A 24,794-nucleotide genomic window follows, 5' to 3' on the forward strand; every position below is an offset into this window, starting at 1 on the left:
CATCACCCACACGACAGTGCACGCCGGACGAGGAGAGCCGAGGACCGTGTCATCGAGTACGTCGATCATCTCCACGACCACTTCCTCGACCCGGTGGTGATCCGCGAGGGGCACCGCACGGCACCCACCGCGCCCGGTTTCCCGGCGGCCCTGCGGCCAGAGTCGATCGTGCGGTACACGTATCCGGGCGGCGACTTCTGGGCCGCCGACCTCAACAGCCGGAAGGAGAAGGCAACGTGAGCGACTTCGAAGGGCTGACGGCCCTGGTGACGGGGGGTGCGTCCGGCATCGGCCGGGCCACCGCGGAACTCCTGGCCGAGCGCGGCGCACGGGTCGCCGTCCTCGACCTGGACCCGTCCGGCGTGGCCGAGCCCCTCCTCGGCTATCGGGCCGACGTCGGCGACGACGCCTCGGTGCGGGTGGCGGTCGCCGCCGCCGTCGCCGACCTCGGGGGGCTGGACATCCTCGTCAACAACGCGGGCATCGGCGCCCAGGGCACCGTCGAGGACAACGACGACGCCGAATGGCACCGCGTCCTGGACGTCAACGTCGTCGGCATGGTCCGCGTCGCCCGCGCCGCCCTGCCCCACCTGCGGAGCTCCTCGCACGCGGCGATCGTCAACACCTGCTCCATCGCCGCCACCGCCGGCCTGCCGCAGCGGGCCCTGTACAGCGCGACCAAGGGCGCGGTCTACTCGCTGACCCTCGCCATGGCCGCCGACCACCTCCGCGAGGGCATCCGCGTCAACTGCGTCAACCCCGGCACCGCCGACACCCCCTGGGTCGGCCGGCTGCTCGACAAGGCCGACGATCCGGCCGCCGAGCGCGCCGCCCTGGAGGCCCGCCAGCCCTCCGGCCGCCTGGTCAGCGCGGCCGAAGTCGCGGGCGCCGTCGCCTACTTGGCGAGCCCGCTGTCCGGCGCGACCACCGGCACCGCCCTCGCCGTGGACGGCGGCATGCAGGGCCTGCGGCTGCGTCCGGCGGGCACCCGATGACCGGCCTCGGCCGCACCGGCGTCCAGGTCACCGGTCTCGGCCTCGGCGCGGCCCCGCTCGGCAACCTCTTCACCGAGGTCACCGACGAGCAGGCGCACGCCACCGTGACGGCCGCCTGGGAGCGCGGGGTGCGCTACTTCGACACCGCGCCGCACTACGGGCTCGGCCTGTCCGAACGACGCCTCGGCGCGGCCCTGCGCGAGCACCCGCGCGACCAGTACACGGTGTCCACCAAGGTGGGCCGGCTCCTCGACCCCGCGGACCCGCCGGGCGGCGACGACCTGGCCGACGGCTTCGCGGTGCCCGCCACACACCGGCGGGTGTGGGACTTCAGCGCCGACGGCGTACGCCGCTCCCTGGAGGCATCCCTCGAACGGCTCGGCCTCGACCACGTCGACGTCGTGTACCTGCACGACCCCGACGACCACGCCGAACAGGCCTTCCGCGAGGGCTATCCGGCCCTGGAGAAGCTGCGCTCGGAGGGGGTGGTGGGCGCGATCGGCGCCGGTATGAACCAGGCCGAGATGCTCACCCGGTTCGTCCGCGACACCGACGTGGACGTGGTGCTCTGCGCGGGCCGCTACACCCTCCTCGACCAGCGCGCCGCCGCCGAGTTGCTGCCCGCCGCCGTCGAACGGGGCGTGTCGGTGGTCATCGGCGGTGCCTTCAACTCCGGTCTGCTGGCCGACCCGAAGCCCGCAGCGACGTACAACTACGGCCTGGCACCTGCCGAGTTGGTGGACAAGGCGCTGCGGATGAAGGCGGTCGCCGACCGGCACGGTGTCACCCTGCGCGCCGCCGCGCTGGCCTTCTGCGCCGCGCATCCGGCGGTCGCCGGCGTCCTGGTCGGGGCCCGTTCGGCGGCCGAAGTCACCGACTGCGCCGAGCAGTTCGCCACCCCCGTCCCCGCCGCCCTCTGGGAAGAGCTGACGCGGGCCGGGCTGCTGCCGGCGCGGGAGCCGTCATGAAAGTCGCCCTGCACACCAAGGTCCGCGCCGACCGGATCGACGCCTACGAGGCCGCCCACCGCGAGGTCCCCGGGGAGCTGACCGACGCCATCACCGCCGCCGGGGCGACCTCGTGGACCATCTGGCGCAGCGGCGTCGACCTCTTCCACGTCCTGGAGTGCGAGGACTACGCCCGGCTTCTCGCCGAGTTGGAGAAGCTGCCGGTCAACGTGGCCTGGCAGACCCGGATGGCCGAGCTGCTCGACGTGGCGCACGACTACTCCGACGCGGGCGCGGGCGCCGGTCTGCCGGTCGTCTGGGAGCTGCCATGACCGTCGTCGACGCCCACCACCACCTCTGGGACCTGTCCGTACGGGACCAGGACTGGATCGGCCGAGGCAGCCCGCTCCGGCGGGACTTCACCGCCGGGGACCTGCTGCCGGAAGCCCGCGCGGCCGGGGTCGACCGGACCGTCCTCGTCCAAACGGTCACCGTGGCCGAGGAGACCCCCGAGTTCCTCGCCCTCGCGGCCGAGCACGAGCTGATCGCGGGCGTCGTCGGCTGGACCGACCTCACCCGCCCGGACGTCGCCGACGAACTGGCCCGGCTGCGGGAACTCCCCGGCGGCCGGTACCTCAAGGGGGTCAGGCACCAGGTCCAGAGCGAGCCGGACCCGGAGTGGCTGCTGCGCGCGGACGTACGGCGAGGGCTGGCCGCAGTCGCCGCCGCGGGCCTGGTCTACGACCTGGTGGTCGTGCCACACCAGCTCCCGGCCTGCGCCAAGGCGGCTGCCTCGCTGCCCGAACTCACCTTCGTGCTCGACCACTTGGGAAAGCCGCCGATCGCCTCCGGGGCGCTGGAGCCCTGGGCGTCCGACGTCAGGGAGCTGGCCGCGCTGCCCAACACGGTGTGCAAGCTCTCCGGGATGGTCACCGAGGCCGACCCCGCGTCCGGCACGGTCGACGACCTGCGCCCGTACGCGGACACCGTCCTGGAGGCCTTCGGGCCGGCCCGGCTGATGTTCGGCTCGGACTGGCCGGTGTGCACGCTCGCCGCCTCCTACGGCGAAGTCCTCGACATGGCACGGCAGTTGACCGACCCGGGCGACCACGCCCAGCTCTTCGAGGCCACCGCCGTCCGCGTCTACGGCCTCTGAGACACCTGCCCCAGCCGGGTCGGCGGCAGGTACTCCCGCACGTACGTCCGCTGCCAGTACGCGCCCGTCTCCCGCAGCTCACGCCACGTCGTGTAGCGGTAGCGGAAGAGGCGGGCGCGGATGTGGCGCGGCGGCTCGTCGGGCGGGAACGGGGAGCGGCGCAGCAGTCTGAGGGTGTCGCGGTCGTTCTCCAGCAGCCGTTCCACCAGGGCGCCGAACCAGGGCCCGGCGTAGTCGGGGGAGAGCGCGGCGAACCACATCAGCCAGTCCAGGCGCAGATGGTACGGGGCGAACTGGCGTGGCCGGCGCAGGGGATCGCCCGGCTTGCCCTTGAACTCGTACTCCCGCCAGTCGGACTGCTCGCGCGGCACGTCGTCGAGCGTGCCCTCGACCACCACCTCGTAGCGGATCCGGCTCACGGTGCCGAACGCGCCGTAGGTGTTGACCAGGTGCAGCGGATCGAAGGAGCGGTTCATCACCTGGCGGCGGGAGAGCATGTTGACCACCGGGCGGTGGCTGAGGAACAGCAGGAGCGCGGCCACGGCGAGGACCACGACCTCGAACCAGAGCGGCGTGGCGGGGGCCGACGGGCGGTGGTCGGAGGGGAGTTCGAGCGCGGGCACGGCCAGGACGACGGTGATCCAGTTCAGCCAGGCGAAGTTGCCCGACAGCACCAGCCACAACTGGGTCAGGATCATCAGCGCCGCGGCCGCCGTCGCGACCGGCTGCGGGGTGAACAGCAGGAACGGCACGACGAGTTGGGTGACATGGTTGGCGGCGACCTCCACGCGGTGCAGCGGCCTCGGCAGATGGTGGAAGTACCAGCTCAGCGGGCCGGGCATGGGCTGCGTCTCGTGGTGGTGGTAGAGGCAGGTCAGTTTCCGCCAGCAGGGGTCGCCGCGCAGCTTGATCAGACCCGCGCCGAACTCGACCCGGAACAGGATCCAGCGCAGCAGGAAGAGCACGAGGACCGGCGGGGCCACCTCGTCGTTGCCGAGGAACACGGCGAGGAAGCCGGTCTCCAGCAGCAGGGACTCCCAGCCGAACGCGTACCACGTCTGGCCGACGTTGACGATCGACAGATACAGCGCCCACGGCACCAGCCACAGCGCCATCCCCGCCCCCAGCGGCAGCAGGCCGTCCAGCCCCGCCAGCAGCGCCGCCGACACCGCGCAGCCGGTCCAGGCGACGGCGGCGAAGAGACGGTCGGAGTAGCGCAGGTGGAACAGGCTCGGGGCGGTCCGCAGCGGCACCCGCTCGACGAACCGGGGGATGGGCAGCATCCCGCGCTCACCCAGCAGCGCCCGGAACTGAAGGGCCGCCGTGAGGAACGCGACCAGGTACACGCCGGCCAGGGCCCGCTGGAAGACCAGCCGGCTCAGCTCGTACCCGGGTGCGGTGAACCAGTCCACGGCCGTGCGCTCCTGTTCTCCTGCTTCTCCGGTTCTCCGGTTCTCCATTCTGGCCCCGGTCACGTGCGGCGACCGGGCGCCGACCCTGAGCCGCCCCCGGTCGAATAATCGGCCAAACCCTGACAAAGTGGCCCCATGGTTGATCGGGGAGCGAGCGCCCTGTCACTCCCGGACGACCGGCCCGCCCACCCGGATCCGATCCTGGCGCTCAACCGCATGGGCAGCTTCGACTGGGACCTCGACACCGGGCAGTTCCACATGGACGCCCGCGCGCACGAGATCTTCGACCTGCGGCCCGACGAGTACGACGGCAACCCCGCCTCCCTCGCCGTCCGGGTCCCGCCGGTCGAGGGCATCCGGCTGGACGAGCTGGTCGCCCAGGCCATCAAGGACGGCAGCGAGAACTACGGCGCCTACTTCCGCCTGCGGCTGCGCGACGGCACGCCCCGCTGGACGCACACCCAGGGCTACATCCGGCGCGACGACACCGGCCGCCCGCGCCGCATCGTCGGCATCATCCGCGACGCCACCGACGAGCTCAGCGACCTCGCCGCCCGCGACGACGAGGCCGCCCTCGACGACGCCCGCCGCGCCCAGACCAACGAACAGACCAACGTCGTCCAGCTCACCACCGCCGCCCTGGCCCACGCCCGGACCGTGCAGGACGTCATCGACGTCCTCAAGGACACCCACGGCCTCACCCACCTGGGCGCGACCAGCCTCGTCATGGGCCTGGTCGAGGCCGGCCGGATCCGGCTGATCGCCGAGGGACCGGAGGGCAGCTTCGTACCCGGCACGCTCGTCACCGGGATCGACGAGCCGTACCCGATGAGCGAGGTCGTGCGCACCCTCACCCCCCGCTTCATCGAGTCGCCGGAGGAGTTCGCCGGCGGCTATCCCATGCTGTGGCCGCACCTCACCGACCTGCGGATCACCTCGGCCGCCTATCTGCCGCTCATCGTGCAGGCCCACCCGATCGGCGCGATGGGCCTGCTCTACAGCGACCGCCGCGGCTTCACCCCGGAGGAGCGCAACATCCTCGTCGCGCTCGGCAGCAGCATCGCGCAGAGCCTGCAGCGGGCCATGTTCTACGAGCAGGAGAAGGACATCGCCCAGGGCCTCCAGCAGGCCATGCTGCCGCGCACCATCCCCAGCGTGCCCGGCGCCGACGTCGCCGTCCGCTACCGCGCCGCCACCATCGGCGGCTCCCTCGGCCGCGACATCGGCGGCGACTGGTACGACCTGATCCCGCTGCCCGGCGGCCGGGTCGGCGCCGTCATCGGCGACGTCCAGGGCCACGACACGCATGCCGCCGCCGTCATGGGCCAGTTGCGGATCGTCCTGCGGGCCTACGCCGCCGAGGGGCACCCCCCGGCCACCGTGATGGCCCGCGCCTCCGTCTTCCTGCACGAACTCGACACCGACCGCTTCGCGACCTGCCTGTACGCGGAGGCCGACCTCTCCACCGGCGTCGTCCAGGTGGTCCGCGCCGGGCACATCGACCCCCTGCTGCGCGCCCCCGACGGCACCTGCCGGCGCGTCTCCGTGGCCGGCGGGCTGCCGCTCGGCCTGTCCGCCGAGTTCGGCAGCCTCGACTACCCGGTCGGCACCGTCGAACTCGACCCCGGCCACACCCTGCTGCTGTGCACCGACGGCCTGGTCGAGCAGCCCGGCGCCGACCTCGACGACGGCATGCGGGCCCTCGCCGCCATGATCGCCGCCGGCCCCGCGGACGTCCGCAAGCTCGCCGACCTGCTGATCGAGGTCGCCGAGGAACGCGGCGGCGACGACGACGTGGCCCTGCTCCTGCTGCGCCGCCGCAGCCCGGACGCCCCGCAGGCCGGCAACCGGCTCCAGCAGCATGTGGCGCCCGGCGACCCGGAGGCCCTCGCCGTGGCCCGGCACATGATCCTCGCCGCCGTCCGCGCCTGGGGCGCCCGGGACCGCTCCGACGAGATCGAGCTGGTCGCCGACGAACTGATCACCAACGCCCTCATGCACACCGAGGGCGCCGCGATCGTCACCCTGCGGGCGCTCACCGGCGGCGACCGCCGGCTGCGCGTCGAGGTCGAGGACTCTTCCAGCGCCCTGCCGCGCCGCCGCGAGGCGGGCGAGTCGGGCGTCTCCGGGCGGGGCCTGCTCCTGGTCGACCTGCTCGCGGACGCGTGGGGCGTGGAGGCGCGCGGCGGCGGCAAGTGCGTGTGGTGCGAGTTCGTCGTACGCGACACCCGACGACGCGAGGGCTCGTGACGCGGGGACCGGTGACGTGTGGATGTGTGGACGGGAGGCCGGTGACCCCTCGTGGCACTCTGGACGTATGCCCGAGCTTCCCGAGGTCGAAGCGCTGAAGGACTTCCTGGCCGAGCATGTCGTCGGCCACGAGATCGTGCGCGTGCTGCCCGTCGCGATCAGCGTGCTGAAGACGTACGACCCGCCCGTGACCGCCGTGGAGGGCCGCGAGGTCACCGCCGTGCACCGGCACGGCAAGTTCCTCGACCTGGCGACCGGCGACGGCCCGCACCTCGTGACGCACCTGGCCCGCGCGGGCTGGCTGCACTGGAAGGACCGCCTCCCCGACGGCCCGCCCCGCCCCGGCAAGGGCCCCCTCGCCCTGCGGGTCGCCCTGGAGACGGGCGAGGGCTTCGACCTCACGGAGGCCGGCACCCAGAAGCGGCTCGCCGTGTACGTCGTCCACGACCCGCGGCAGGTCCCCGGCGTCGCCCGGCTCGGCCCCGACCCGCTCGCCGCCGACTTCGACGAGGCCCGCTTCGCCGCGCTCCTCGCCGAGGAGCGGCGTCAGCTCAAGGGCGCCCTGCGCGACCAGAGCCTGATCGCGGGCGTCGGCAACGCGTACAGCGACGAGATCCTGCACGCGGCGCGCATGTCCCCCTTCAAGCTCGCCGCGTCCCTGACACCCGAGGAGACCCACACCCTGTACGAGGCCCTGCGCACGACGCTCACGGAGGCGGTCGAGCGCTCACGGGGTCTGGCGGCGGGGCGGCTCAAGGCCGAGAAGAAGAGCGGCCTGCGGGTCCACGGCCGCACCGGCGAACCCTGCCCGGTCTGCGGCGACACCGTCCGCGAGGTCTCCTTCAGCGATTCCTCGCTCCAGTACTGCCCCACCTGCCAGACGGGCGGCAAGCCGCTGGCGGACCGCCGACTGTCCAGACTGCTGAAATAACCGACTGTCGATGTACGCGACTGCTGACGTATCCGACTGCTGAGGTAGGCACGAAGTGACCTGAACTCACTTCGGGCCGACGTCAGTGGGCCGGGAGGGTCACCAGGTGCTCGCCGGCCGCCGTGCGCAGCTCGTAGTGGTCGATCTCGTCGGTGTTCCAGGCCGCGGCGCCCTGCACGGTGTTGGGGCGGGCGTCGTGCTCGGGGACGGTCCAACTGGTGACCGTCTGCTCGGAGCCGTCGACGCCGATGGCGATCAGGCGGCAGGAGCGGGGGCCGGCCCCGTCCTTGACCTTCAGCTCCACGTGGCTGCCCCACGTCTCGTTCTCGGTGGTGACCTGCGCCCACACCCCGGACTTCTCGTCCGTCGCGGTGACCCGTACGGGGTCCTCGCCGCCGTCGCCGCCGCCGGCGCCCATCGTCATCGCGAGCACCGGACCGGCCAGGGCGACCACCACCGAGGCGGCAACCGCGTACAACACCCGTCGGCGCACGGCCCGGTGACGGGCCGCCACCTCGCCGAGCAGCCGGTCCAGCAGTTGCGGGCCGGGCCCGGCGAAGGGGTGCACGGCGCGCGGGGTGGCGCGCCGGTAGAGCATCATCTGCCGGGCGGTGGGGCCGAACTCGGTGACCTGCACCGCGCATTGAGGACACTCCATGAGGTGATCCTCGAAGCGGAAGGCTTCCGTCTCGTCCAGCACGCCGAGCGCGTACGCGCCGACGTCGCGATGCCTTTCCAGGGACCTCATGCCGAAACCTCGTGCCGTTGAGTGCCAGTGGGGTTACTCCTTGCTCCCATCGGTACGCACTCGGACGGCGAATCACTCAAGCCACGTACCGAATCGTGACCCAGATGTTCGGAGCGGACCGGCCCGCGGATTGGTGCGAATCTAAAAAAGATGGATCGCGAGGTGGCCGAGGGGCAGTCCGAGCTGCCAGGCGGGTGTCCAGACCTTCGGTCCGTCGTCCTCGCCGACCACCGGCGCACCGCCCGGCACGGCGTTGAGGTCGGGAGCCAGCAGCTCCGTCTCCTCCAGCCAGCGCCAGGCCGCGGCCGCCAGTTCGAGATCCGGAACCGGACCGTCGGACTCGGCGGCTTCAGCCGTCAGTTGGGACATACGTTCACCGACCCAGTCCTGCCACGGCTGGTCGTACGCCGTGAGCGAAAGCCAGGTCTCCAACTGGGTCACGACCCGGATGCCGGGCAGTTCGCCGTCGGTGTCGGACAGGAAGATCGTCAGCGCCAGGGCGTCGCGCCCGGCGCGGAACTCGAAAGACGTCGGCGGCATGAGATCGCCGGTCCGCAGCAGTTCGTCGGCGATGTACTCGGCGTACAACCAGGCCATGGGGACGGTGAGTTCCCCGCCGCCGGTGCCGTCCGTGTCCTGGTGACCTCTGTGCAGCATCCCTTCCTGCCTTCCTCCGGTGCGTGCGCGTCGCCCGATGCCGGGATCCCTGGCCGGGACCCCAACCGGAACACGGATAAGGACACCCGATTACTCAAAGGGGGTCCTCGGCAAGGCGCTTTACGGAGGCTTTACTCAGCCGTGGGTTTCAGCGCAGGTCGGCCGCATAGCCCGGAAGCACCCGGCGCAGGGCGCGCAGCCCGTAATACGCGCGGGACTTCACGGTACCCGGCGGAATCCCGAGGGCCTCGGCGGCCTCCGCCACACTCGCCCCTCGGAAATACACCAGCACCAGGACTTCACGGTGCTGCGGAGTGAGTGTCTTCACAGCCTCGCGCACGTCGAGGGCGGCGGCCGCCCGCTCGGCGTGGTCGGCGTACACCGGCGCGTTCTCCAGCACCGCGTCCCCGACCTCGGCCGGACGCGCCTGCCGGGCCCGCCGCGCGTCGATGGCGAGCCGCCGGCCCACGGTGAGCAGCCAGGGCCGTACGGAGTCGAAGGCACCGGCGCGCAGCGCCTCGGGGTGCTGCCAGGCACGCACCAGGGTCTCCTGGACGAGGTCCTCGGCGCGCTGGCGGTCGCCGTCGGACAGCCTCAGCAGCAGCGCGAAGAGCGACCGGCCGTGCTCGCGCTGAAGCGCGGCGAGCTCATGCTCGGCGGTGGTCGAACCGGTCGTCGACCTGGTGGTCGGCTCGGTCGCGGCGAGGGTGGTTCCGGCGGTCATGGGCGTATGGCACCGCAGTGCGCCGGTTCGGGACAGGGTGCGCACCGGGATCTGCGGCGGACGGTCGATCGCGTCGGCGAACGGTTCGACGAACGGTCCGGGCTACGCCGATCGCGGGCATCGGGGCCGGCCGAAGGGAGCGGCGGAGCGGTCCGCCGCCGCTCATGGATTAGTAGTGATACGTGCGTAAATATGACAATTATTGTGAAGTGGGGTGACCAGGTGATCGCACGCAGACACCAAGTGGCCCTGGCCCTGACGGTCGTCCTCACGTCGGCCGCCGCCTGCCAGGCCCGAGAGCATCAGTCGGCCGAGCGGCCCGGCCGCCCGGCGCCGTCCGCCGCCCGCGGGTTCACCCTCGTGGCCTCCGGCGACATCCTCCCGCACACCAGCGTCATCGACCGCGCCCGCTTCGACGCGGCCGACACAACCGGTATCGCCAGTACCGGCAGTACCGGAGGTATGGGCAGTACGGGCAGCACCGGCTACGACTTCCGCCCGATGCTCTCGGGCATCGAACCCGTCGTCTCCCGCGCCGATCTGGCCCTGTGCCACATGGAGACCGTCTACGGCGCGAACGGCGACTACACCGGCTACCCCGCCTTCAAGTCCCCGCCCGAGATCGCCCAGGCCCTCGCCGCCACCGGCTACGACGGCTGCTCCACCGCCTCCAACCACAGCCTCGACGACGGCGCCGCCGGCGTACAGCGCACCCTCGACGCGCTCGACGGCGCCGGCGTGCGGCACGCGGGCACGGCGCGCACCCAGGCCGAGGCCACCGCGGTCACGCTCCTGCGCGCGGGCCCGGCGAGGGTCGCCCACCTCGCCTACACCTACGACACCAACGGCTACCCGTTCCCGCCGGGCCAGCCCTGGACCGTCAACCTCATCGACGAGAACCGGATCGTCGCCGACGCCAGGGCGGCCCGGAAAGCGGGCGCCGACGTGGTCGTCGTCTCCCTGCACTGGGGCACCGAATGGCAGGACGCCCCGGACGACCGCCAGCTCACCCTGGCCCGCACGCTCACCGCCTCCCGCACCGACGGCCGCCCCGACATCGACCTGATCCTGGGCACCCACGCACACGTCCCGCAGGCCTACGAGAAGGTCAACGGCACCTGGGTCGTCTACGGCATGGGCGACCAGATCGCCGGCGAGATGTCCAACTACCAGGGCGTCCAGGACCCCCGCGGCAACCAGTCCACCATCGCCCGCTTCACCTTCGCCCCGCCCACCCGCCACGGCGCCCGCTGGGAGGTCCGCAAGGCCGAGTTCGTCCCCCAGATGTTCGACATCGACGCCGGCCGCGTCATCAACCTCAACCAGGCCCTGACCCAGGGCGCCGGCGTCGAGGGCGTCCGCGACCGCATCCGGGACGTGGTCCTGAGCCGGGGCGCGGCGAAGGACGGGCTGGTGATGGGGGAGTAGGTCACCGAGGAGTGCGGGGGCGGCCGGTGCGGGGGGCTACGGCAGGTGGCTACGGCACCACCGTCACCGGCCAGCGCCCCGCCTTCACCAGCCGTACCGCGACGGAGCCCACGATGCGGTGGCCGGCCTGTTCGGAGGCGCCGACGACGACCGCGTCCGCCTTCAGTTGGTCCGCCGCGTCCGCCAGGCCGTGGTACGGGTCGCCGCGGAGGGTGTGGAACTCCCAGCGCACGTCGAATATCCCCCGGGTCCGCTCGGTGGCCTCCCGGATCTGCGCGATCAGGTCCTCGGCGACCGCGTCGGTCGCCTCCGCGACCGGCACCCCGAGCGCCGCGCCCGCCGCCGGCACCGGCTGCACGTACACCACGGCGAGCAGCGCGTGCTGACGCCGGGCCAGCCCGCCCGCGTAGGCCGCGGCCCGCAGCGAGGAGTCGGAGCCGTCCACACCGACAAGGATGACCTTGGGCCCGTCCGTCCCCCGCTCGAACCGACCCGAGGGCTCCCGCGAGGGCTGCTGCGCATCCTGTTCCATCACGGCCCAGAGGCTATCGGAACCCCCAGGTCCGACCAGAGCCGACCAGCACTGGCCAGCACCGGCGAGCATCGGCCAGCACCGCCCTGGCCCGACCCGGGGGTTCACGGCACAAACGCGGGGTGACCCGGTGCCGTCGCCGTCCTGCGCCCCGATGGACCTGATCGCTCCGATCGAGGTGACCGACGTGACCGACGTGACCGACGTGACCGAGCTGCTCAAAGCCAATCGACCCGATCGGCCGCCCGTTGAGCGGTCCCCCTGCGCAGCCCGCTCGACGGGCGGCCCGGCGTCCGTGTTCCTACAGTCGGAGCATGAGTGCCACCGTGGAGAGAGCCGCGGCCAAGGACACCCCGGGGTCGCCACCGCGGCGCGCGGGGCGTCATGTCGGTCGGGTGCCCGAAGGGTTTGCCGGGTTTTTCGGGGCGCTCGGTCTGCTCTGTGTGCTGCTTGCGCTCGTGCCGCCGTTGCGTCGGCTGCTGCGGCCGGTCGTCCGGGTTCTGGATCTCACCGTCGTGCCGGTCAGTGCCAACCTCGCCTACGCCGTCTTTCTCTTTCTGCTCGCCGCCGCCACCGCCGCCCGTAAGAAGGTCGCATGGTGGTTGGTCGTCGTCTATTTGGGCCTGCTCGTGCTTACCGACGTCCTCGGCGTGGCCCTCGGGCTGTACGCGGAGTCCGTGCCGTCCCTCGTGGTGTGCGCGCTCGCGCTGGTTCTTCTGGTCGTCGCCCGCGCGGAGTTCTACGCCGCCTCCCGCCGCGCGGCCCTGCGGCGGGCGCTCGCCGTGCTGTGCGCCGGGCTCGTCCTGGCGATCCTCGCGGGCTGGGGCCTGGTGGAACTGTTCCCCGGCACCCTGCCGCGAGGCCAACGCTTCGGCTGGGCCGCGAGCCGTGTCCTCGGCGGCCTGGTCTCGTCCCGCTCCTTCGACGGCCGCCCCCCGCACGCCCTGTTCTTCCTGCTCGGCCTGTTCGGCGCGCTCGCCCTGCTCAACGCCGCCGCCACCCTCTTCCGCTCCCAGCGCCTGGAAGCCGCCCTGCACGGCGACGAGGAGTCCCGTATCCGCGCCCTGCTGAAGGCCTACGGCGACCAGGACTCCCTCGGCTACTTCGCCACCCGGCGCGACAAGGCCGTCGTCTTCTCGCCCAGCGCCAAAGCCGCCGTCACCTACCGCGTCGAGGCCGGTGTCTGCCTCGCCAGCGGCGACCCCGTCGGCGACCGCGAGGCCTGGCCGCACGCCATCGCCGCCTGGCTGGACACGGCCCGCCGGCACGCCTGGGCGCCCGCCGTCATGGGCGCCTCGGAGGACGGCGCGAAGGCCTTCGCCCGGGCCGGCCTCGGCGCACTGCAACTCGGCGACGAGGCCATCCTGCACGTCGCCGCCTTCGAGCTCGCCGGACGCGAGATGCGGGTCACCCGGCAGGCCGTGAACCGGGTCCGCCGCACCGGCGCCACCTGCCGGGTCCGCCGCCACTCCACCCTCACCGACCAGGAGATGGAGGAGATCGTCGACCGCGCCGACGCCTGGCGCGACACCGAGACCGAACGCGGCTTCTCCATGGCCCTGGACCGCCTCGGCGACCCCGCCGACGGCGACTGCCTCCTCGTCGAGGCCCTGGACGAGGACGGCCGCCTGCTCGCCCTGCTCTCCTTCGTCCCCTGGGGCACGGACGGCATCTCCCTGGACCTGATGCGCCGCGACCGCTCCGCCCCCAACGGCGTCATGGAGTTCATGGTCGCCGACCTGTGCGCCGCCGCCCCCAAGCTCGGCGTCCACCGGATCTCCCTGAACTTCGCCGTCTTCCGCTCGGCCTTCGAGGAGGGCGCCCGCATCGGCGCCGGACCGGTCCTGCGGCTCTGGCGCCGCCTGCTGCTGTTCTTCTCGCGGTGGTGGCAACTGGAGGCCCTCTACCGCTCCAACGCCAAGTACCGCCCCGCGTGGTACCCCCGCTTCCTCTGCTACGGCGACGCCGGCTCCCTCGCCCGGGTCGGCCTCGCCTCCGGCATCGCCGAAGGCTTCGTCTCCGTACCCTCCCTGCGCAAACTGTGGGGCAAGCGGCTGGCGAAGAGCGGGCCGCGCCCCGCCGCCACCGAAGCCCTGCCGTCCCCCGCGGCGCTCGGCCCCGACGGAGAGGACGAGGCCGGGGCCGGCGGGCCGGGCGCGGGCCCGCCCGAACAGGTCCGTGTCCGGCACCGCACACTCGACCGGCTGCGCGCCGCGGGCACCGACCCCTACCCGGTCGGCGTCCCGCCCCGAACCCACACCCTCGCCGCCCTCGCCGGGCTCCCCACCGGCGAGCCGGTCACCGTCGCCGGCCGGATCATGCGCGTCCGCGACTTCGGCGGCATCGTCTTCGTGACCCTGCGCGACTGGTCCGGCGACCACCAACTCGCCCTCACTCGCGAGGCTTTCACCCGCGAGGCCCTCGGCTCCTTCCGGACCGACACCGACCTCGGCGACCACCTCTGCGCGACCGGCCGGACGGGCGTCAGCGACCGGGGCGAACCGACCGTCTTCGTGACGTCCTGGCAGCTCACCGGCAAGTGCCTGCGCCCCCTGCCCGACAAACGCCGCGGCCTCACCGACCCGGAGGCCAAGGTCCGGCTGCGCTCCCTCGACCTGGTCGCGAGCCCCGCCGCCCGCGACGTCGTCCGGGCCCGCTCCACCGCCGTACAGGCCCTGCGCCAGGGCCTGTTGGCGCGCGGCTACCTCGAGGTCGAGACGCCGATCCTCCAGCAGATCCACGGCGGCGCCAACGCCCGCCCCTTCACCACCCACATCAACGCCTACGACCTCGACCTCCACCTGCGCATCGCCCCCGAGCTGTACCTGAAACGGCTGTGCGTCGGCGGCCTGGAGAAGGTCTTCGAGATGGGCCGCACCTTCCGCAACGAAGGCGTCTCCCACAAGCACAACCCCGAGTTCACGATGCTGGAGGCCTACCAGGCGTACGCCGACTACGACGTGATGCTCGACCTGGCCCGCGAACTGATCCAGGGCGCGGCCACGGCCGCCTTCGGCGCGCCGCTCGCCCGCAGGGACGGGCGGGAGTACGACATCTCCGGGCCGTGGCCGGTCCGTACGGTCCACGGCGCGATCTCGGCGGCCCTCGGCGAGGAGATCGACGCCGACACCCACCTGACGGTCCTGCACCGGCACTGCGACCGCGCCAAAATCCCCTACACAGCCGACGACGGGCGCGGCGACGTCATCCTGGAGATGTACGAACGCCTCGTCGAGGAGAAGACCCAACTCCCCACTTTCTACAAGGACTTCCCCACGGACGTCTCACCGCTGACCCGACAGCACCGCACCGACCCCCGGCTGGCCGAACGCTGGGACCTCGTCGCCTTCGGCACCGAACTGGGCACCGCCTACTCGGAGTTGACCGACCCCGTCGAACAACGCCGCCGTCTCACCGAGCAGTCCATGCGGGCCGCCGGCGGCGACCCCGAGGCGATGGAACTCGACGAGGACTTCCTCGACGCCCTCGAATACGCGATGCCCCCGACCGGAGGCCTCGGCCTCGGCGTCGACCGCCTCGTCATGTTCCTCACCGGCCTCACCATCCGCGAGACCCTCCCCTTCCCCCTGGTCCGACACCGCTGACCGGTACGACACCCCCGACGCGCCCCGGTCGCCCGTCCGGGGCCGTAGTTGCGCCGCCCGGGTGGAAACGTGCCGCCACAACGGTGCCGGTGTGGTGCGTCGGGGCTCTGCCGGGCGACTCATGACTGCATGAAGAAGGATCAGTTGTTCACCCGGCGCAGGGCGTTGCTCGCCGGCGCCGCCGCCGTCGGAGCGGTCGGCACGGCCGGAGTGTTCGGGTGGGGCGGCGACGCCGAACCGGTCAAGGCCGCCGCCCCCGCCGCCGGCGCCCCGCCGCGCAGCCTCCCGCTGAAGCCCTCCGCCTACCGCCTCCAGCCGCTGACCGGCTACGGCCCCCCACGCGCCGCGCCCGCCCGCACCCCGGTACGCAGCGAACCGCTGCTGAAGATGACCGGCCCCGGCCGCACCATGGTGCTGACCTTCGACGACGGCCCCGACCCCCGCTACACCCCCGGCATCCTCGACACGCTGGCCGAGTACGACGTACGCGCGATGTTCTTCGTGTGCGGGGAGATGGCCGTCGACAACCAGGACCTGCTGGAACGCATGGCCGACGAGGGCCACATCGTCGGCAACCACACCTGGACCCACCCCCTGCTCACCAAGCTCACCCGCCGCCAGATCCACTCCGAGATGGCCCGCACCAGCGACGTCATCGAGGAGGGCTACGGTGAGCGGCCCCGCTGGTTCCGCGCCCCCTACGGCGCCTGGAACCGGGCCGCCTTCCAACTCGGCGCCGAACTCGGCATGGACCCCCTCGCCTGGACGGTCGACACCCTCGACTGGACCACCCCCGGCACCCGCTCCATCGTCGACCGGGTCGAGCACGGCGCCGCCCCCGGCGTCGTGGTGCTCTCGCACGACGCCGGCGGCGACCGCTCCCAGAGCGTGCGGGCACTGCGCACCTATCTGCCGCAGCTCCTGAACTCCGGCTACGAGATCACCGTCCCGCACCGCCCGTACACCTGACGCGAGCCCCTTTTCCCGCCTGGTCGAAACCGCTCAGCGGACCTCGACCAGGCGGGCGAAGGCGACGACGTTGCCGTCGTATCCGTTCGCCTTGGAGAAACCGCCGCCGCAGGTGATGACCCGCAATTCGGGAGAGCCCTTGGAGGCGTAGACGCGGTCGCCGGGGAAATTGTTCTTCGCGAAGACCTCGATGCCGTAGATCTCGAAGACCGCGGTCTTTCCGTCCTGCCGCGCCACTTCGACGCGGTTTCCCTTCTTCAGCGCCCCGAGACCGTAGAAGACGGCCGGTCCCAGTTTGTTGTCGACATGGCCGACGACGACCGCCGTGCCCTTCTCGCCGGGCGAGACCCCGCCGGTGAACCAGCCGGCCAGGTTCGGGTCCTCCGGCGGCGGCGCGCCGACCCAGCCGTCCGTGTCCAGACCCACCGCCATGACCGGCGCGTCCACCCGGATCGCGGGGATCCGCACCCGGGTCGGCACCGCGTACGGCAGCGGAGCCGCCACCGTGCCGAAGACGCCGACGGCGGCGCGGCTGTCCGCCGCCGCCGCCGAAGCCGGCTGCGGCGGGCCGATGTCGAATTCTCCCGACCCGTTCCGGATGAGCGCGAGACCGGTCAGCAGAACAAGCGCTATCACCCCCCAAGGGGCGCGCTTCTTCCGCCGCTCCTCTTCCTCCGCCGCCTCGGACAGCTCGTACGCAGACATTCGCCATCCCCTTTCGACGCGGCCGTCGCCACGTCCTTTTCGCGCATATGAGAACGCTAAGTCCCGAGCGGGAAACCGGCGACGGGGCAGCGGCGAACGGGTGGCACCGACGCCCTTCGGTGCGCCATCCGAGTTGCCGACGGCAGGAATTTTCTGACGGTCCGTGACCTGCGGCGATATCCAATTGTGTGCATTTCGCTCGGCGTGTCCTCTCACCAGGACGGACCATTCCCGAAATGCGGGCGCGCGCACGGCATCTGAGGGTCTGTTCGGGAGGTGCTTTCTCGCCGACATGCCGGGGACGGGCCCCGGGGCGCCTTCCGCGGAGGAACACATGCGAACCACTCGTGTCCTGGCGGCCTCGGCGGTCTCAGCCGCCGCGGTCGCCGCACTCGGCCTCGCCGCACCCACGGCCATCGCCCGGGACGGTATGGGGGCCAACCCCAGCAACATCGTCGTCCTGCCCAGCGTCATCGCCCGCGGCGGCCAGATCACCGTCACCGTCGACGGCTGCCCCGGGGGCGGCACCATGACGTCGCCCGCCTTCGGGACGGCCCCCCTGACGTCGCTCCTCGGCGCCAACCAGACCGCCAAGGGCACGGCGACCATCAACGACAACGCCCAGCCGGGCGCCTACGACATCACCGTCACCTGCTCCGGACGACCGCTGACCCGCCCCGCCGCCTTCACCGTCATCGGCGGCGTCCGCGGCGGACTCGGCGGCAGCACCACCACCGGCGCCACCCCGACCGACATGGCCATCGGCGGCGGGCTCGTCGCCGCGGCCCTGGTCGGCGGTGGCCTGTTCTGGATGCGGCGGCGCGCCGAGCGCCACATCTGAGCCCCACCCCGCCCCCTCGAACGACCGCACGCGGCACAGGTCTTCGCCCCGGTCCCTGCTGGGATCCGGGGCGAAGAGCTGCGCCCGTCAGCCGGCGTCCTCACCGGCGCGACGCCGGGCGAAGTAGTACGCGGCGCCGACCGATCCGGCGATGAGCGCGGCGCCCGCCCCGATCTCCTTCAGGTCGAACCCGGCGACGCTGCCGCCCTCACCGGCGTGCACCCCTTGAGGCACCGGACGCGACTCCGGCGTGACAGGGGCCGGACGGCCGCCCGCGATCGTCAGCTCCTTGACGGCGCTGAGGCCGCCGCAGCCGAACGTCACCCGGTACGACGCGCCCGCCCGGGCCTCCCAGTCAACCAGCGCCACCGCCGACGAGGACCCCTTCGGGATGACGACGGTGCCGAACACCTCCGACGAGACCGTCACGGAGCTGCGGCAGCCACTGGCGCCGCGGTCCACCTGAAGGGTGACGCGGCCGCCGGCCGCGATGGTCGAGGGCAGCGCGCTGTAGCCGTCGGACATGACGTAGTGGTTGTCGTCGCCGTCACCGGCGACGGCGACGGCGGCGGGTGCGGAGAAGGTCAGGGCGGTGAGCCCCAGCAGAGCGGCCGAAGCGACGCGTATCGCGCGCATGGTGGATCCTCCGGTCCCCGAGGAGCAGCCCGCGGACCTTTTCCGCTTGCGCCGTAAATGCACCTCGATGACCGAAACGCTAGGAACAGGTGTGCGCCTGCGCGATCGGGGTAGCGCGAATGGGGCAAGCGGGTGGGCCGCACAGGGGACGCCGTTCATACGACCGGGGGACGGCCGCGGCGTGGCGGCCGTCCCCCGGCGCGGGAACCTGGCAGGAGCGGGCGTCGACCCGTGAGGAGCCTCAGCCCGTGAGGTGCGGGAAGAGGTGGAGGAACGGTTCAGCCGATGCGGTGATGCCCCGGCTGTAGGGCGCGTCGAAGTCCCAGATCAGGAAGAGCAGGAAGGCGATCAGCGCCGAGAACAGTCCGGCCAGGACCAGTTCCCGGGGCGTGCGCCGGATCTGCAGCGCGAAGACCATGCCGATGGTGATCGCGGCCCCGGCCAGCAGCCCGAACCACACCACGCCGGGCATGGTCGCCCCGGTCGACTCCGCGCGGGCGTTGCGTGCCTGGTCCGCGGCGGCCATCTGGTCGAGGAGCGGCTGATAGGCCTGCGCCTGGAAGTCGGTGGCCGGCTGGTAGTCGGTGACGTCGACCCGGACCCGCTGGAGGAGTTCGTCGCCGCGCTTCGTCACCTCGCCGTCGTCGGCCATCTTCTTCCACTCGACGGTGACGACGTGTCCGACATAGGCGTTGACGTCCTCCCGAATACGGTCACGGGTGTCGGCCGGATAGACCCGCACCCGCTCCGAGATCTCGTGCAGGGCCTGGGCCTCCGCCTGGACGTGGTCCTGGGCGACGCTGCGCGCCTCCCAGACGCCCGCGATGGCCAGGCCCAGGACGATGGCGTACACCACGCCGATCCACATCGTCATGTACTCGATGACGTCCGGGGTCTCGGAGGGGTCCTCGTCCTCGGGCGCCCTGCGGTGCCGTACGAGGGTGACGACGACCACCACCGCGCAGGCGGCGAGCATCGCGAGGGTGAGAACAAGCCATTCCGGCAAGAGATGCCTCCAGCATCGGCGTTAACGCGGTCGCAGGGCGGCGACGGCGATCACCGCGGGCACGGTGATGAGCAGGACGTAGGTGACCGGCGACTGGCCGCCACGGGCCGGCCGCTGCTGCGCCGAGGGGTGGTACGCCGGATAGCGCACCGGGGTCACGGAGGGGCGCGGCGTGGGAGTGGGCGTCGGCGTGGGCACGGGGGTGGGGGTCGGCGTGGGCTCCGGCGCCGGTGGGGGAGCCGGCCGGGGGAGCGGTGGCGCGGGCCGGGGCGGCGCGGGCGCCGGTGGGGGCTGCGGCGGCTTCGGGCGCGGCTGGGGCGGCGGGGGCTTGGGGGTCGGCGTCGGCGCGGGCGGCGGCTCGGGGGTGGGTTTCGGCGGCGGGGTCGGTGTCGGCTCGGGCGGTGGCGGCGGTTCCGGCGGCGTGGGGGTCGGCGTGGGCGTCGGCTTGTGGCACACCGGGGGCGTCGGCCACGGGGGCCACGGGTGACTCCCCGCGACGGCCACCACCTCGATGCCGTCCGGGCCCGTCGAGGCGTACGCGCACGCGTCGGCCGCGGCCACCCCGGCCGGTGCGGCCGCGAGGATCCAGGCCACGGTCACCAGGGCCAACGCCCTGGTGACGAGGGCGGATCGGGTCAGTTCGGGTCCATGCACGACGAAGATCATGCGCCCCCGCGCACCGGCGTACGCCCTTGTCCGGTAGGGATTGCCCCGAACGGGTGAAGGTCGGTTCCGGAGGTTTGACCGGGCCGGAATACGGGTCGGATGCCTGGTCGATTCGGGGGCCGATCCGGGGGCCGATTCGGAGGCCGATCCGGAGGCCGATCACAGGTCGCGGAAAGATTTTCGTGCCGGGTTTGAACGCAACGACCGCCCCCCTGCGTATTCAGGACCGTGCGGCGGCGCAGCAGGGCGCTGCAACACCCTTGTGACGATCGGGGAGTTGTTGACGATGAAGACCACCTGGCGGAGCGCCTCACTCGCGGCGGGCACTGTGGCCGTTCTGGCGCTGACTACGGCGTGCGGATCGGAAAGCGGCACGTCGGCGTCGAGCCAGAACGTCGGGGCCACGGCTCCCGCCGGTGGCATCGCGGGCGTCGGCAGCGGTTACGGCGGTGTCGGCGCCGGTGCGAGCGCCAGCGCCCCGGCCGGTGTCGGCGCGGGTACGGGCACCGACACCGGTGCCGAGTCCACCGACGCCGGTGAGCTGGCCATCTCCGCGAACGCCCAGCTCGGCAAGATTCTGACCGACAGTGCCGGCAAAACCCTCTACCGTTTCGACGCGGACACCGCGGAGCCCCCGAAGTCCAACTGCGAGGGCGACTGCGCGACCACCTGGCCGCCGGTGTCCGCCGACGACATCAGCGCCGGCGACGGCATCGACAAGTCGCTGCTCGGCGAGACCACCCGCGCCGACGGCAGCAAGCAGCTCACCGTGGGCGGCTGGCCCGCCTACTACTACGCGAAGGACGCCAACCCCGGTGACACCACCGGTCAGGGCGTCGGCAACAAGTGGTTCGCGCTGGCCCCCGACGGCAAGAAGGCCAAGGCGGAGTCCGACTCCTCCTCCTCGTCGTCCTCCGACCTGGCGGGCCTGTCCGTGCGCAAGGACGCCAAGCTCGGCGACATCGTCGTCGACAAGAACGGCATGACGGTCTACCGCTTCCTCAAGGACAAGGCGTGGCCGAAGCCGGTGTCGAACTGCAACGGCGCCTGCCTGGAGAAGTGGCCGGTCGTCGCGCCGGTCGAGGCCAACGACACCGAGGGCGTCCAGAAGAAGGGCCTCATGAGCTTCACCCGGGGCGACGGCGTCAAGCAGCAGACGGTCAACTGCTCGCCGATCTACACCTTCACCGGTGACAAGGCCCCCGGCGACACCAACGGCCAGGGTGTGGGCGGCACGTGGTACGCCGTCGCGCCCGACGGAAAGCTGGTCGGAGCGCCGGCGCAGTAGGGACACTCCCCCCAGGGCCGATCCCGTAACTGCCCCTCGCGCACGACCTCAGGTCCGCCCCCTCCGCGCCGCACGGAGGGGGCGGACCGTTGTGCTTGTCCGCCACCCGCATCCTGTGCGTAGACTTTCGCCGCCCTGTGGGCCGCTCCGGAATGCTCCGGAACACCTCGGGCACTTTTCGTAGCCCCTCGGGGGTCGCCGATTCGGCACGTGCCGCAGGCAGTGACCGGGAACGGACGGTCAATTTCCGTTTCCACTCGCCCGTTTGGCGGGCGATCAGTAGCCTCAGCTCGAACACCGGATCGCCTACGCCTTGGAGAGATAGATGGAGCGTCCCGCCTGGGCACCTCGGAGCATCGACATCTCGGTGCCGAGCGTCTCGCGGATCAACGACTACTACCTGGGCGGTTCGCACAACTTCGAGGTCGACCGGGAAGCGGCCCGCAGGGCCATGGAGTTCATGCCGGGACTGCCGAAGATCATGCAGGCGAACCGGGCGTTCATGCGCCGCGCCGTGCGGTACGCGGCGGCCGAGGGCATCACCCAGTTCCTCGACATCGGCTCCGGAATCCCCACCTTCGGCAACGTCCACGAGGTCGCGCAGAGGGCCAGCCCCGGGGCGCGTGTGGTGTACGTCGACCACGACCCGGTGGCCGTGGCGCGCAGCCAGGAGGTGCTGGCGGGCAACGCCGACGCCGGTGTCGTGGCCGCCGATCTGCGCAAGCCGCAGGAGATTCTCGGCAGCGTGCAGGTGGAGCAACTGATCGACCTGGAGCGGCCGGTGGCGCTGCTGCTGGTGGCGATACTGCAGTTCGTGGAGGACGCGGACGATCCGTACGCGACGGTCGCCGAGTTCGCCGCCGCGCTCGCGCCGGGCAGTCTGCTCGTGCTCACGCATGCCTCGTACGAGGGAATCCCGCTGCCGCCGGAGCGGGCCCAGGGCGCGGTGGACGTGTACAAGGACATTCGCAACCCGCTGATCATGCGCTCGCGTGCCGAGATCGAGCGGTTCTTCGAGGGGTACGACATGGTGGAACCGGGACTGGTGCCGATGCCGCTCTGGCGGCCGGACACGGCGCCGGAGGACGAGGACCCGTGGGGCTTCTCCGGTTTCGCCGGCGTGGGGCGTACGGCGTGAGTGCGGAGCCGGACGGTCCGGAGGGCAGACTGCGACGGTTCGTGACGATCTGGAGCCGGGCCGTGTACCCGGTCACCGCGACGTCGCTCACCCGGCCCGAGCTCGAAGAGCAACTCCTGCCGCTGGCCCGGCGGTTGCGCGAGGCACTGCTGGAGCGGGCCTTCGACGCGGAGGCGGGCAAGACGGTGGGCGCCGCCCTCGTCGACGCGCACTGCACCGACCCCGACGCGCTGAGCAGCTCCCTCGACTGCGTCGACGCCTACCTGGTGCTCTACTGCGGCGAGGACGGCCCCCAGGAGGACCTGCGCACCCGCGCCTCACGGTTGCAGCACGCCATGGCCGCCGGGTTCGCCCAGGCGCTGCGCGAGCGCACGCTCGCCGAGCAGGAGGCCATCGCCCAGGCCGCGTTGCGCGCCCAGGGCGTCGTCGCGCAGGCGCTGCACGCGAGCGAGGCCCGCTTCCGCGCGGTCTTCGAGGGCGCCGCGATAGGAATCGGCATCGCCGACCTGGACGGCAACGTCCAGCAGATCAACGGGGCGTTGCTGCGCATGTTCGGCGGCTCCGAGCAGACCCTGCGCGGCCGCAAGGTCCAGGAGTTGACGCATCCCGAGGACGCGCCGCAGACCTGGAAACTCTACGACGAACTCGTGCGCGGCGACCGCGAGCACTACCACACGGAGAAGGCGTTCAGCCGCCCCGACGGCACGGTCCTGTGGACCAACCTGACGGTCTCCCTGCTGCGGGACGCCGACGGCGAACCGCAGTACACGCTGGCCCTGATGGAGGACACCACCGAGCGCCGGCTGCTCAACCTCCGGCTGCGCTACGAGGCCACCCACGACGCGCTGACCGGCCTGCCCAACCGCACCCTGTTCTTCGAACGCCTCGAGAAGGCGCTCGGGGCCGGTCCGGGCCAGCGCTTCGGACTGTGCTACCTCGACCTGGACGGTTTCAAGACGATCAACGACAGCCTCGGCCACGCGGCCGGCGACCGGCTGCTCGTCGAAGTCGCCGACCGGCTTCAGTCCTGCGCGACGGCGCCCGGCGAGATGGTCGCGCGCCTCGGCGGCGACGAGTTCGTGGCGCTGACCACGGGCCCCGACACCCGCCACGAGGTCGACGAACTCGCCGCGCGCATCATGAACGCCCTGCTCGCGCCGGTCAGCATCGACGGCCGTGAGCTGACCGTGCGCGGCAGCATCGGCATCGTCGAGGGGCCGGCCGGGGAGCGCAGCGCGGCGGAGGTGCTGCGCAGCGCCGACATCACGATGTACCGGGCCAAGTCGGCGGGCGGCAACCGCTTCGAGCTCGCCGACCCGGAGGCCGACGCCCGCGCGATCACCCGGCACGGCCTGACCACGGCGCTTCCGGCGGCCCTGGAGCGGGGCGAGTTCTTCATCGAGTACCAGCCGCTCGTCCACCTCGGCGACGGCAGTGTGCGCGGCGCGGAGGCCCTGGTGCGCTGGCTGCACCCGCAGCACGGGGTGCTCGGCCCCGACCGGTTCATCCCGCTCGCCGAGCACACCGGGCTGATCGTGCCGCTGGGCCGCTGGGTCCTGGAGGAGTCGGTGCGGCAGGCCGGCGAGTGGCGGGAGCGCAACGGCGACACCGCCCCGGTCCGCATCAACGTCAACCTCTCCCCGTGCCAGCTCACCCACCCCGGGCTGGTGCAGGACACCGTCGACATCCTGGAACGGGCGGGCGTCGCACCGGAGGCGCTGTGCCTGGAGGTGACGGAGTCGGCGCTGATCGGCGCCGACGACGACCTGCTCAAACCGCTGCGCAGGCTCGCCGAGATGGGCGTCGACATCGCCCTGGACGACTTCGGCACCGGCTACTCCAACCTGGCCAACCTGCGCCGTCTCCCGGTGAGCGTGCTCAAGCTGGACCGCTCCTTCACCCAGGGCATGCAGCAGTTCCCGGCGGACCCCGTCGACCTCAAGATCGTCGAGGGGATCGTGTCACTCGCCCACAGCCTGAACCTCGCGGTCACGGTGGAGGGCGTGGAGACCGGCGCGCAGGCCGAGCAGCTCCGCATACTGGGCTGCGACACGGCCCAGGGCTGGTACTACGCCCGCCCGGGCCCGGCGGACCGCCTCCACGAACTGGCCCTGGTGGACGCGACGGGGTGAGCGGGGCGGGGCCGGCGTAACTCGGTTG

General features: G+C 72.3%; 22 protein-coding genes and 1 pseudogene. 14 read left to right on the plus strand and 9 right to left on the minus strand.

Annotated elements, in window-relative coordinates; translation table 11 throughout:
* Nucleotides 1-39: 39 nt before the first annotated feature.
* The 5 genes and pseudogenes from BMZ82_RS00990 to BMZ82_RS01010 all read left to right on the plus strand — a co-directional run.
* Nucleotides 40-240: pseudogene (locus tag BMZ82_RS00990) on the plus strand (fuconate dehydratase); the annotation flags it as partial.
* A complete protein-coding gene (locus BMZ82_RS00995; protein WP_093770577.1) occupies nt 237-995 on the plus strand; it encodes an SDR family NAD(P)-dependent oxidoreductase in 759 nt (252 codons plus the stop codon). The pseudogene BMZ82_RS00990 and the gene BMZ82_RS00995, both read left to right, overlap by 4 nt.
* Nucleotides 992-1,963, plus strand: a complete 972-nt coding sequence (locus BMZ82_RS01000) for an aldo/keto reductase (protein WP_093770579.1) — start codon at nt 992-994, stop codon at nt 1,961-1,963. Before BMZ82_RS00995 ends, BMZ82_RS01000 begins: the two co-directional genes overlap by 4 nt.
* Nucleotides 1,960-2,274, plus strand: coding sequence for an L-rhamnose mutarotase (locus BMZ82_RS01005; RefSeq protein WP_093770581.1), 315 nt, complete (start codon nt 1,960-1,962; stop codon nt 2,272-2,274). Before BMZ82_RS01000 ends, BMZ82_RS01005 begins: the two co-directional genes overlap by 4 nt.
* Nucleotides 2,271-3,098 carry an amidohydrolase family protein gene (locus tag BMZ82_RS01010; RefSeq protein ID WP_093770583.1) on the plus strand — a complete coding sequence of 276 codons (828 nt, stop codon included), beginning with the start codon at nt 2,271-2,273 and terminating at the stop codon, nt 3,096-3,098. Before BMZ82_RS01005 ends, BMZ82_RS01010 begins: the two co-directional genes overlap by 4 nt.
* On the opposite strand, the gene BMZ82_RS01015 is transcribed toward BMZ82_RS01010, so the two are convergent.
* Entirely contained in the window at nt 3,086-4,510 is a 1,425-nt protein-coding gene (locus tag BMZ82_RS01015) for a lipase maturation factor family protein (protein ID WP_093770585.1), read from the minus strand. The genes BMZ82_RS01010 and BMZ82_RS01015 overlap by 13 nt on opposite strands.
* 135 nt (nt 4,511-4,645) lie before the next feature.
* Between BMZ82_RS01015 and BMZ82_RS01020 the strand changes: the two genes are divergently transcribed.
* Nucleotides 4,646-6,760, plus strand: a complete 2,115-nt coding sequence (locus BMZ82_RS01020; RefSeq protein WP_093770587.1) for a SpoIIE family protein phosphatase — start codon at nt 4,646-4,648, stop codon at nt 6,758-6,760.
* A 67-nt stretch (nt 6,761-6,827) separates the two neighbouring features.
* Entirely contained in the window at nt 6,828-7,691 is an 864-nt protein-coding gene (locus BMZ82_RS01025) for an Fpg/Nei family DNA glycosylase (protein WP_093770589.1), read from the plus strand.
* An 82-nt stretch (nt 7,692-7,773) separates the two neighbouring features.
* Here BMZ82_RS01025 and BMZ82_RS01030 read toward each other — a convergent pair whose 3' ends face one another.
* From BMZ82_RS01030 to BMZ82_RS01040, 3 genes are all read right to left on the minus strand, one after another.
* Entirely contained in the window at nt 7,774-8,439 is a 666-nt protein-coding gene (locus tag BMZ82_RS01030) for a zf-HC2 domain-containing protein (RefSeq protein WP_093770591.1), read from the minus strand.
* Nucleotides 8,440-8,580: 141 nt separating this feature from the next.
* The gene (locus BMZ82_RS01035; protein WP_093770593.1) at nt 8,581-9,096 is read right to left on the minus strand and encodes a hypothetical protein; all 516 of its coding nucleotides are present in this window, start codon (nt 9,094-9,096) and stop codon (nt 8,581-8,583) included.
* Between the two features lie 148 nt (nt 9,097-9,244).
* Nucleotides 9,245-9,820 carry a sigma-70 family RNA polymerase sigma factor gene (locus BMZ82_RS01040; RefSeq protein ID WP_093770595.1) on the minus strand — a complete coding sequence of 192 codons (576 nt, stop codon included), beginning with the start codon at nt 9,818-9,820 and terminating at the stop codon, nt 9,245-9,247.
* 222 nt (nt 9,821-10,042) lie between these two features.
* Here BMZ82_RS01040 and BMZ82_RS01045 point away from each other — a divergent pair, with 222 nt between their 5' ends.
* Nucleotides 10,043-11,248: a CapA family protein gene (locus BMZ82_RS01045; protein ID WP_093771091.1), complete on the plus strand. Its 1,206-nt coding sequence runs from the start codon at nt 10,043-10,045 to the stop codon at nt 11,246-11,248.
* Nucleotides 11,249-11,297: 49 nt separating this feature from the next.
* Here BMZ82_RS01045 and BMZ82_RS01050 read toward each other — a convergent pair whose 3' ends face one another.
* The gene (locus BMZ82_RS01050; protein ID WP_093770597.1) at nt 11,298-11,780 is read right to left on the minus strand and encodes a universal stress protein; all 483 of its coding nucleotides are present in this window, start codon (nt 11,778-11,780) and stop codon (nt 11,298-11,300) included.
* 314 nt (nt 11,781-12,094) lie between these two features.
* On the opposite strand from BMZ82_RS01050, the gene lysX reads away from it, so the two are divergent.
* Together lysX and BMZ82_RS01060 are read left to right on the plus strand one after the other, a co-directional pair.
* Nucleotides 12,095-15,385: a bifunctional lysylphosphatidylglycerol synthetase/lysine--tRNA ligase LysX gene (lysX, locus tag BMZ82_RS01055; RefSeq protein WP_093770599.1), complete on the plus strand. Its 3,291-nt coding sequence runs from the start codon at nt 12,095-12,097 to the stop codon at nt 15,383-15,385.
* Between the two features lie 129 nt (nt 15,386-15,514).
* Nucleotides 15,515-16,354 (plus strand): polysaccharide deacetylase family protein, encoded by an 840-nt coding sequence (locus BMZ82_RS01060; protein WP_093770601.1) that lies wholly within the window; start codon nt 15,515-15,517, stop codon nt 16,352-16,354.
* A gap of 33 nt (nt 16,355-16,387) precedes the next feature.
* Here BMZ82_RS01060 and BMZ82_RS01065 read toward each other — a convergent pair whose 3' ends face one another.
* Nucleotides 16,388-17,059, minus strand: coding sequence for a class F sortase (locus BMZ82_RS01065; RefSeq protein ID WP_093770603.1), 672 nt, complete (start codon nt 17,057-17,059; stop codon nt 16,388-16,390).
* Nucleotides 17,060-17,393: 334 nt separating this feature from the next.
* Between BMZ82_RS01065 and BMZ82_RS01070 the strand changes: the two genes are divergently transcribed.
* Nucleotides 17,394-17,900 (plus strand): hypothetical protein, encoded by a 507-nt coding sequence (locus BMZ82_RS01070; RefSeq protein ID WP_177244323.1) that lies wholly within the window; start codon nt 17,394-17,396, stop codon nt 17,898-17,900.
* Nucleotides 17,901-17,987: 87 nt separating this feature from the next.
* Here BMZ82_RS01070 and BMZ82_RS01075 read toward each other — a convergent pair whose 3' ends face one another.
* From BMZ82_RS01075 to BMZ82_RS40135, 3 genes are all read right to left on the minus strand, one after another.
* Nucleotides 17,988-18,536, minus strand: a complete 549-nt coding sequence (locus tag BMZ82_RS01075) for a hypothetical protein (RefSeq protein WP_093770607.1) — start codon at nt 18,534-18,536, stop codon at nt 17,988-17,990.
* A 241-nt stretch (nt 18,537-18,777) separates the two neighbouring features.
* The gene (locus BMZ82_RS01080) at nt 18,778-19,542 is read right to left on the minus strand and encodes a bestrophin-like domain (protein ID WP_093770609.1); all 765 of its coding nucleotides are present in this window, start codon (nt 19,540-19,542) and stop codon (nt 18,778-18,780) included.
* A 21-nt stretch (nt 19,543-19,563) separates the two neighbouring features.
* Nucleotides 19,564-20,196 carry a hypothetical protein gene (locus tag BMZ82_RS40135; protein WP_177244309.1) on the minus strand — a complete coding sequence of 211 codons (633 nt, stop codon included), beginning with the start codon at nt 20,194-20,196 and terminating at the stop codon, nt 19,564-19,566.
* 298 nt (nt 20,197-20,494) lie between these two features.
* Between BMZ82_RS40135 and BMZ82_RS01090 the strand changes: the two genes are divergently transcribed.
* The 3 genes from BMZ82_RS01090 (at nt 20,495) to BMZ82_RS01100 (ending at nt 24,766) form a co-directional block, all read left to right on the plus strand.
* A complete protein-coding gene (locus BMZ82_RS01090; RefSeq protein WP_093770613.1) occupies nt 20,495-21,496 on the plus strand; it encodes an SCO0930 family lipoprotein in 1,002 nt (333 codons plus the stop codon).
* Nucleotides 21,497-21,821: 325 nt separating this feature from the next.
* Nucleotides 21,822-22,634 carry an SAM-dependent methyltransferase gene (locus BMZ82_RS01095; protein ID WP_093770615.1) on the plus strand — a complete coding sequence of 271 codons (813 nt, stop codon included), beginning with the start codon at nt 21,822-21,824 and terminating at the stop codon, nt 22,632-22,634.
* Nucleotides 22,631-24,766, plus strand: coding sequence for a putative bifunctional diguanylate cyclase/phosphodiesterase (locus BMZ82_RS01100; RefSeq protein ID WP_093771093.1), 2,136 nt, complete (start codon nt 22,631-22,633; stop codon nt 24,764-24,766). The genes BMZ82_RS01095 and BMZ82_RS01100 overlap by 4 nt, the downstream gene beginning before the upstream one ends.
* The last annotated feature ends 28 nt before the right edge of the window (nt 24,767-24,794 follow it).

This window comes from Streptomyces sp. yr375 (assembly GCF_900110755.1).
In the GTDB taxonomy this organism is placed as follows: domain Bacteria; phylum Actinomycetota; class Actinomycetes; order Streptomycetales; family Streptomycetaceae; genus Streptomyces.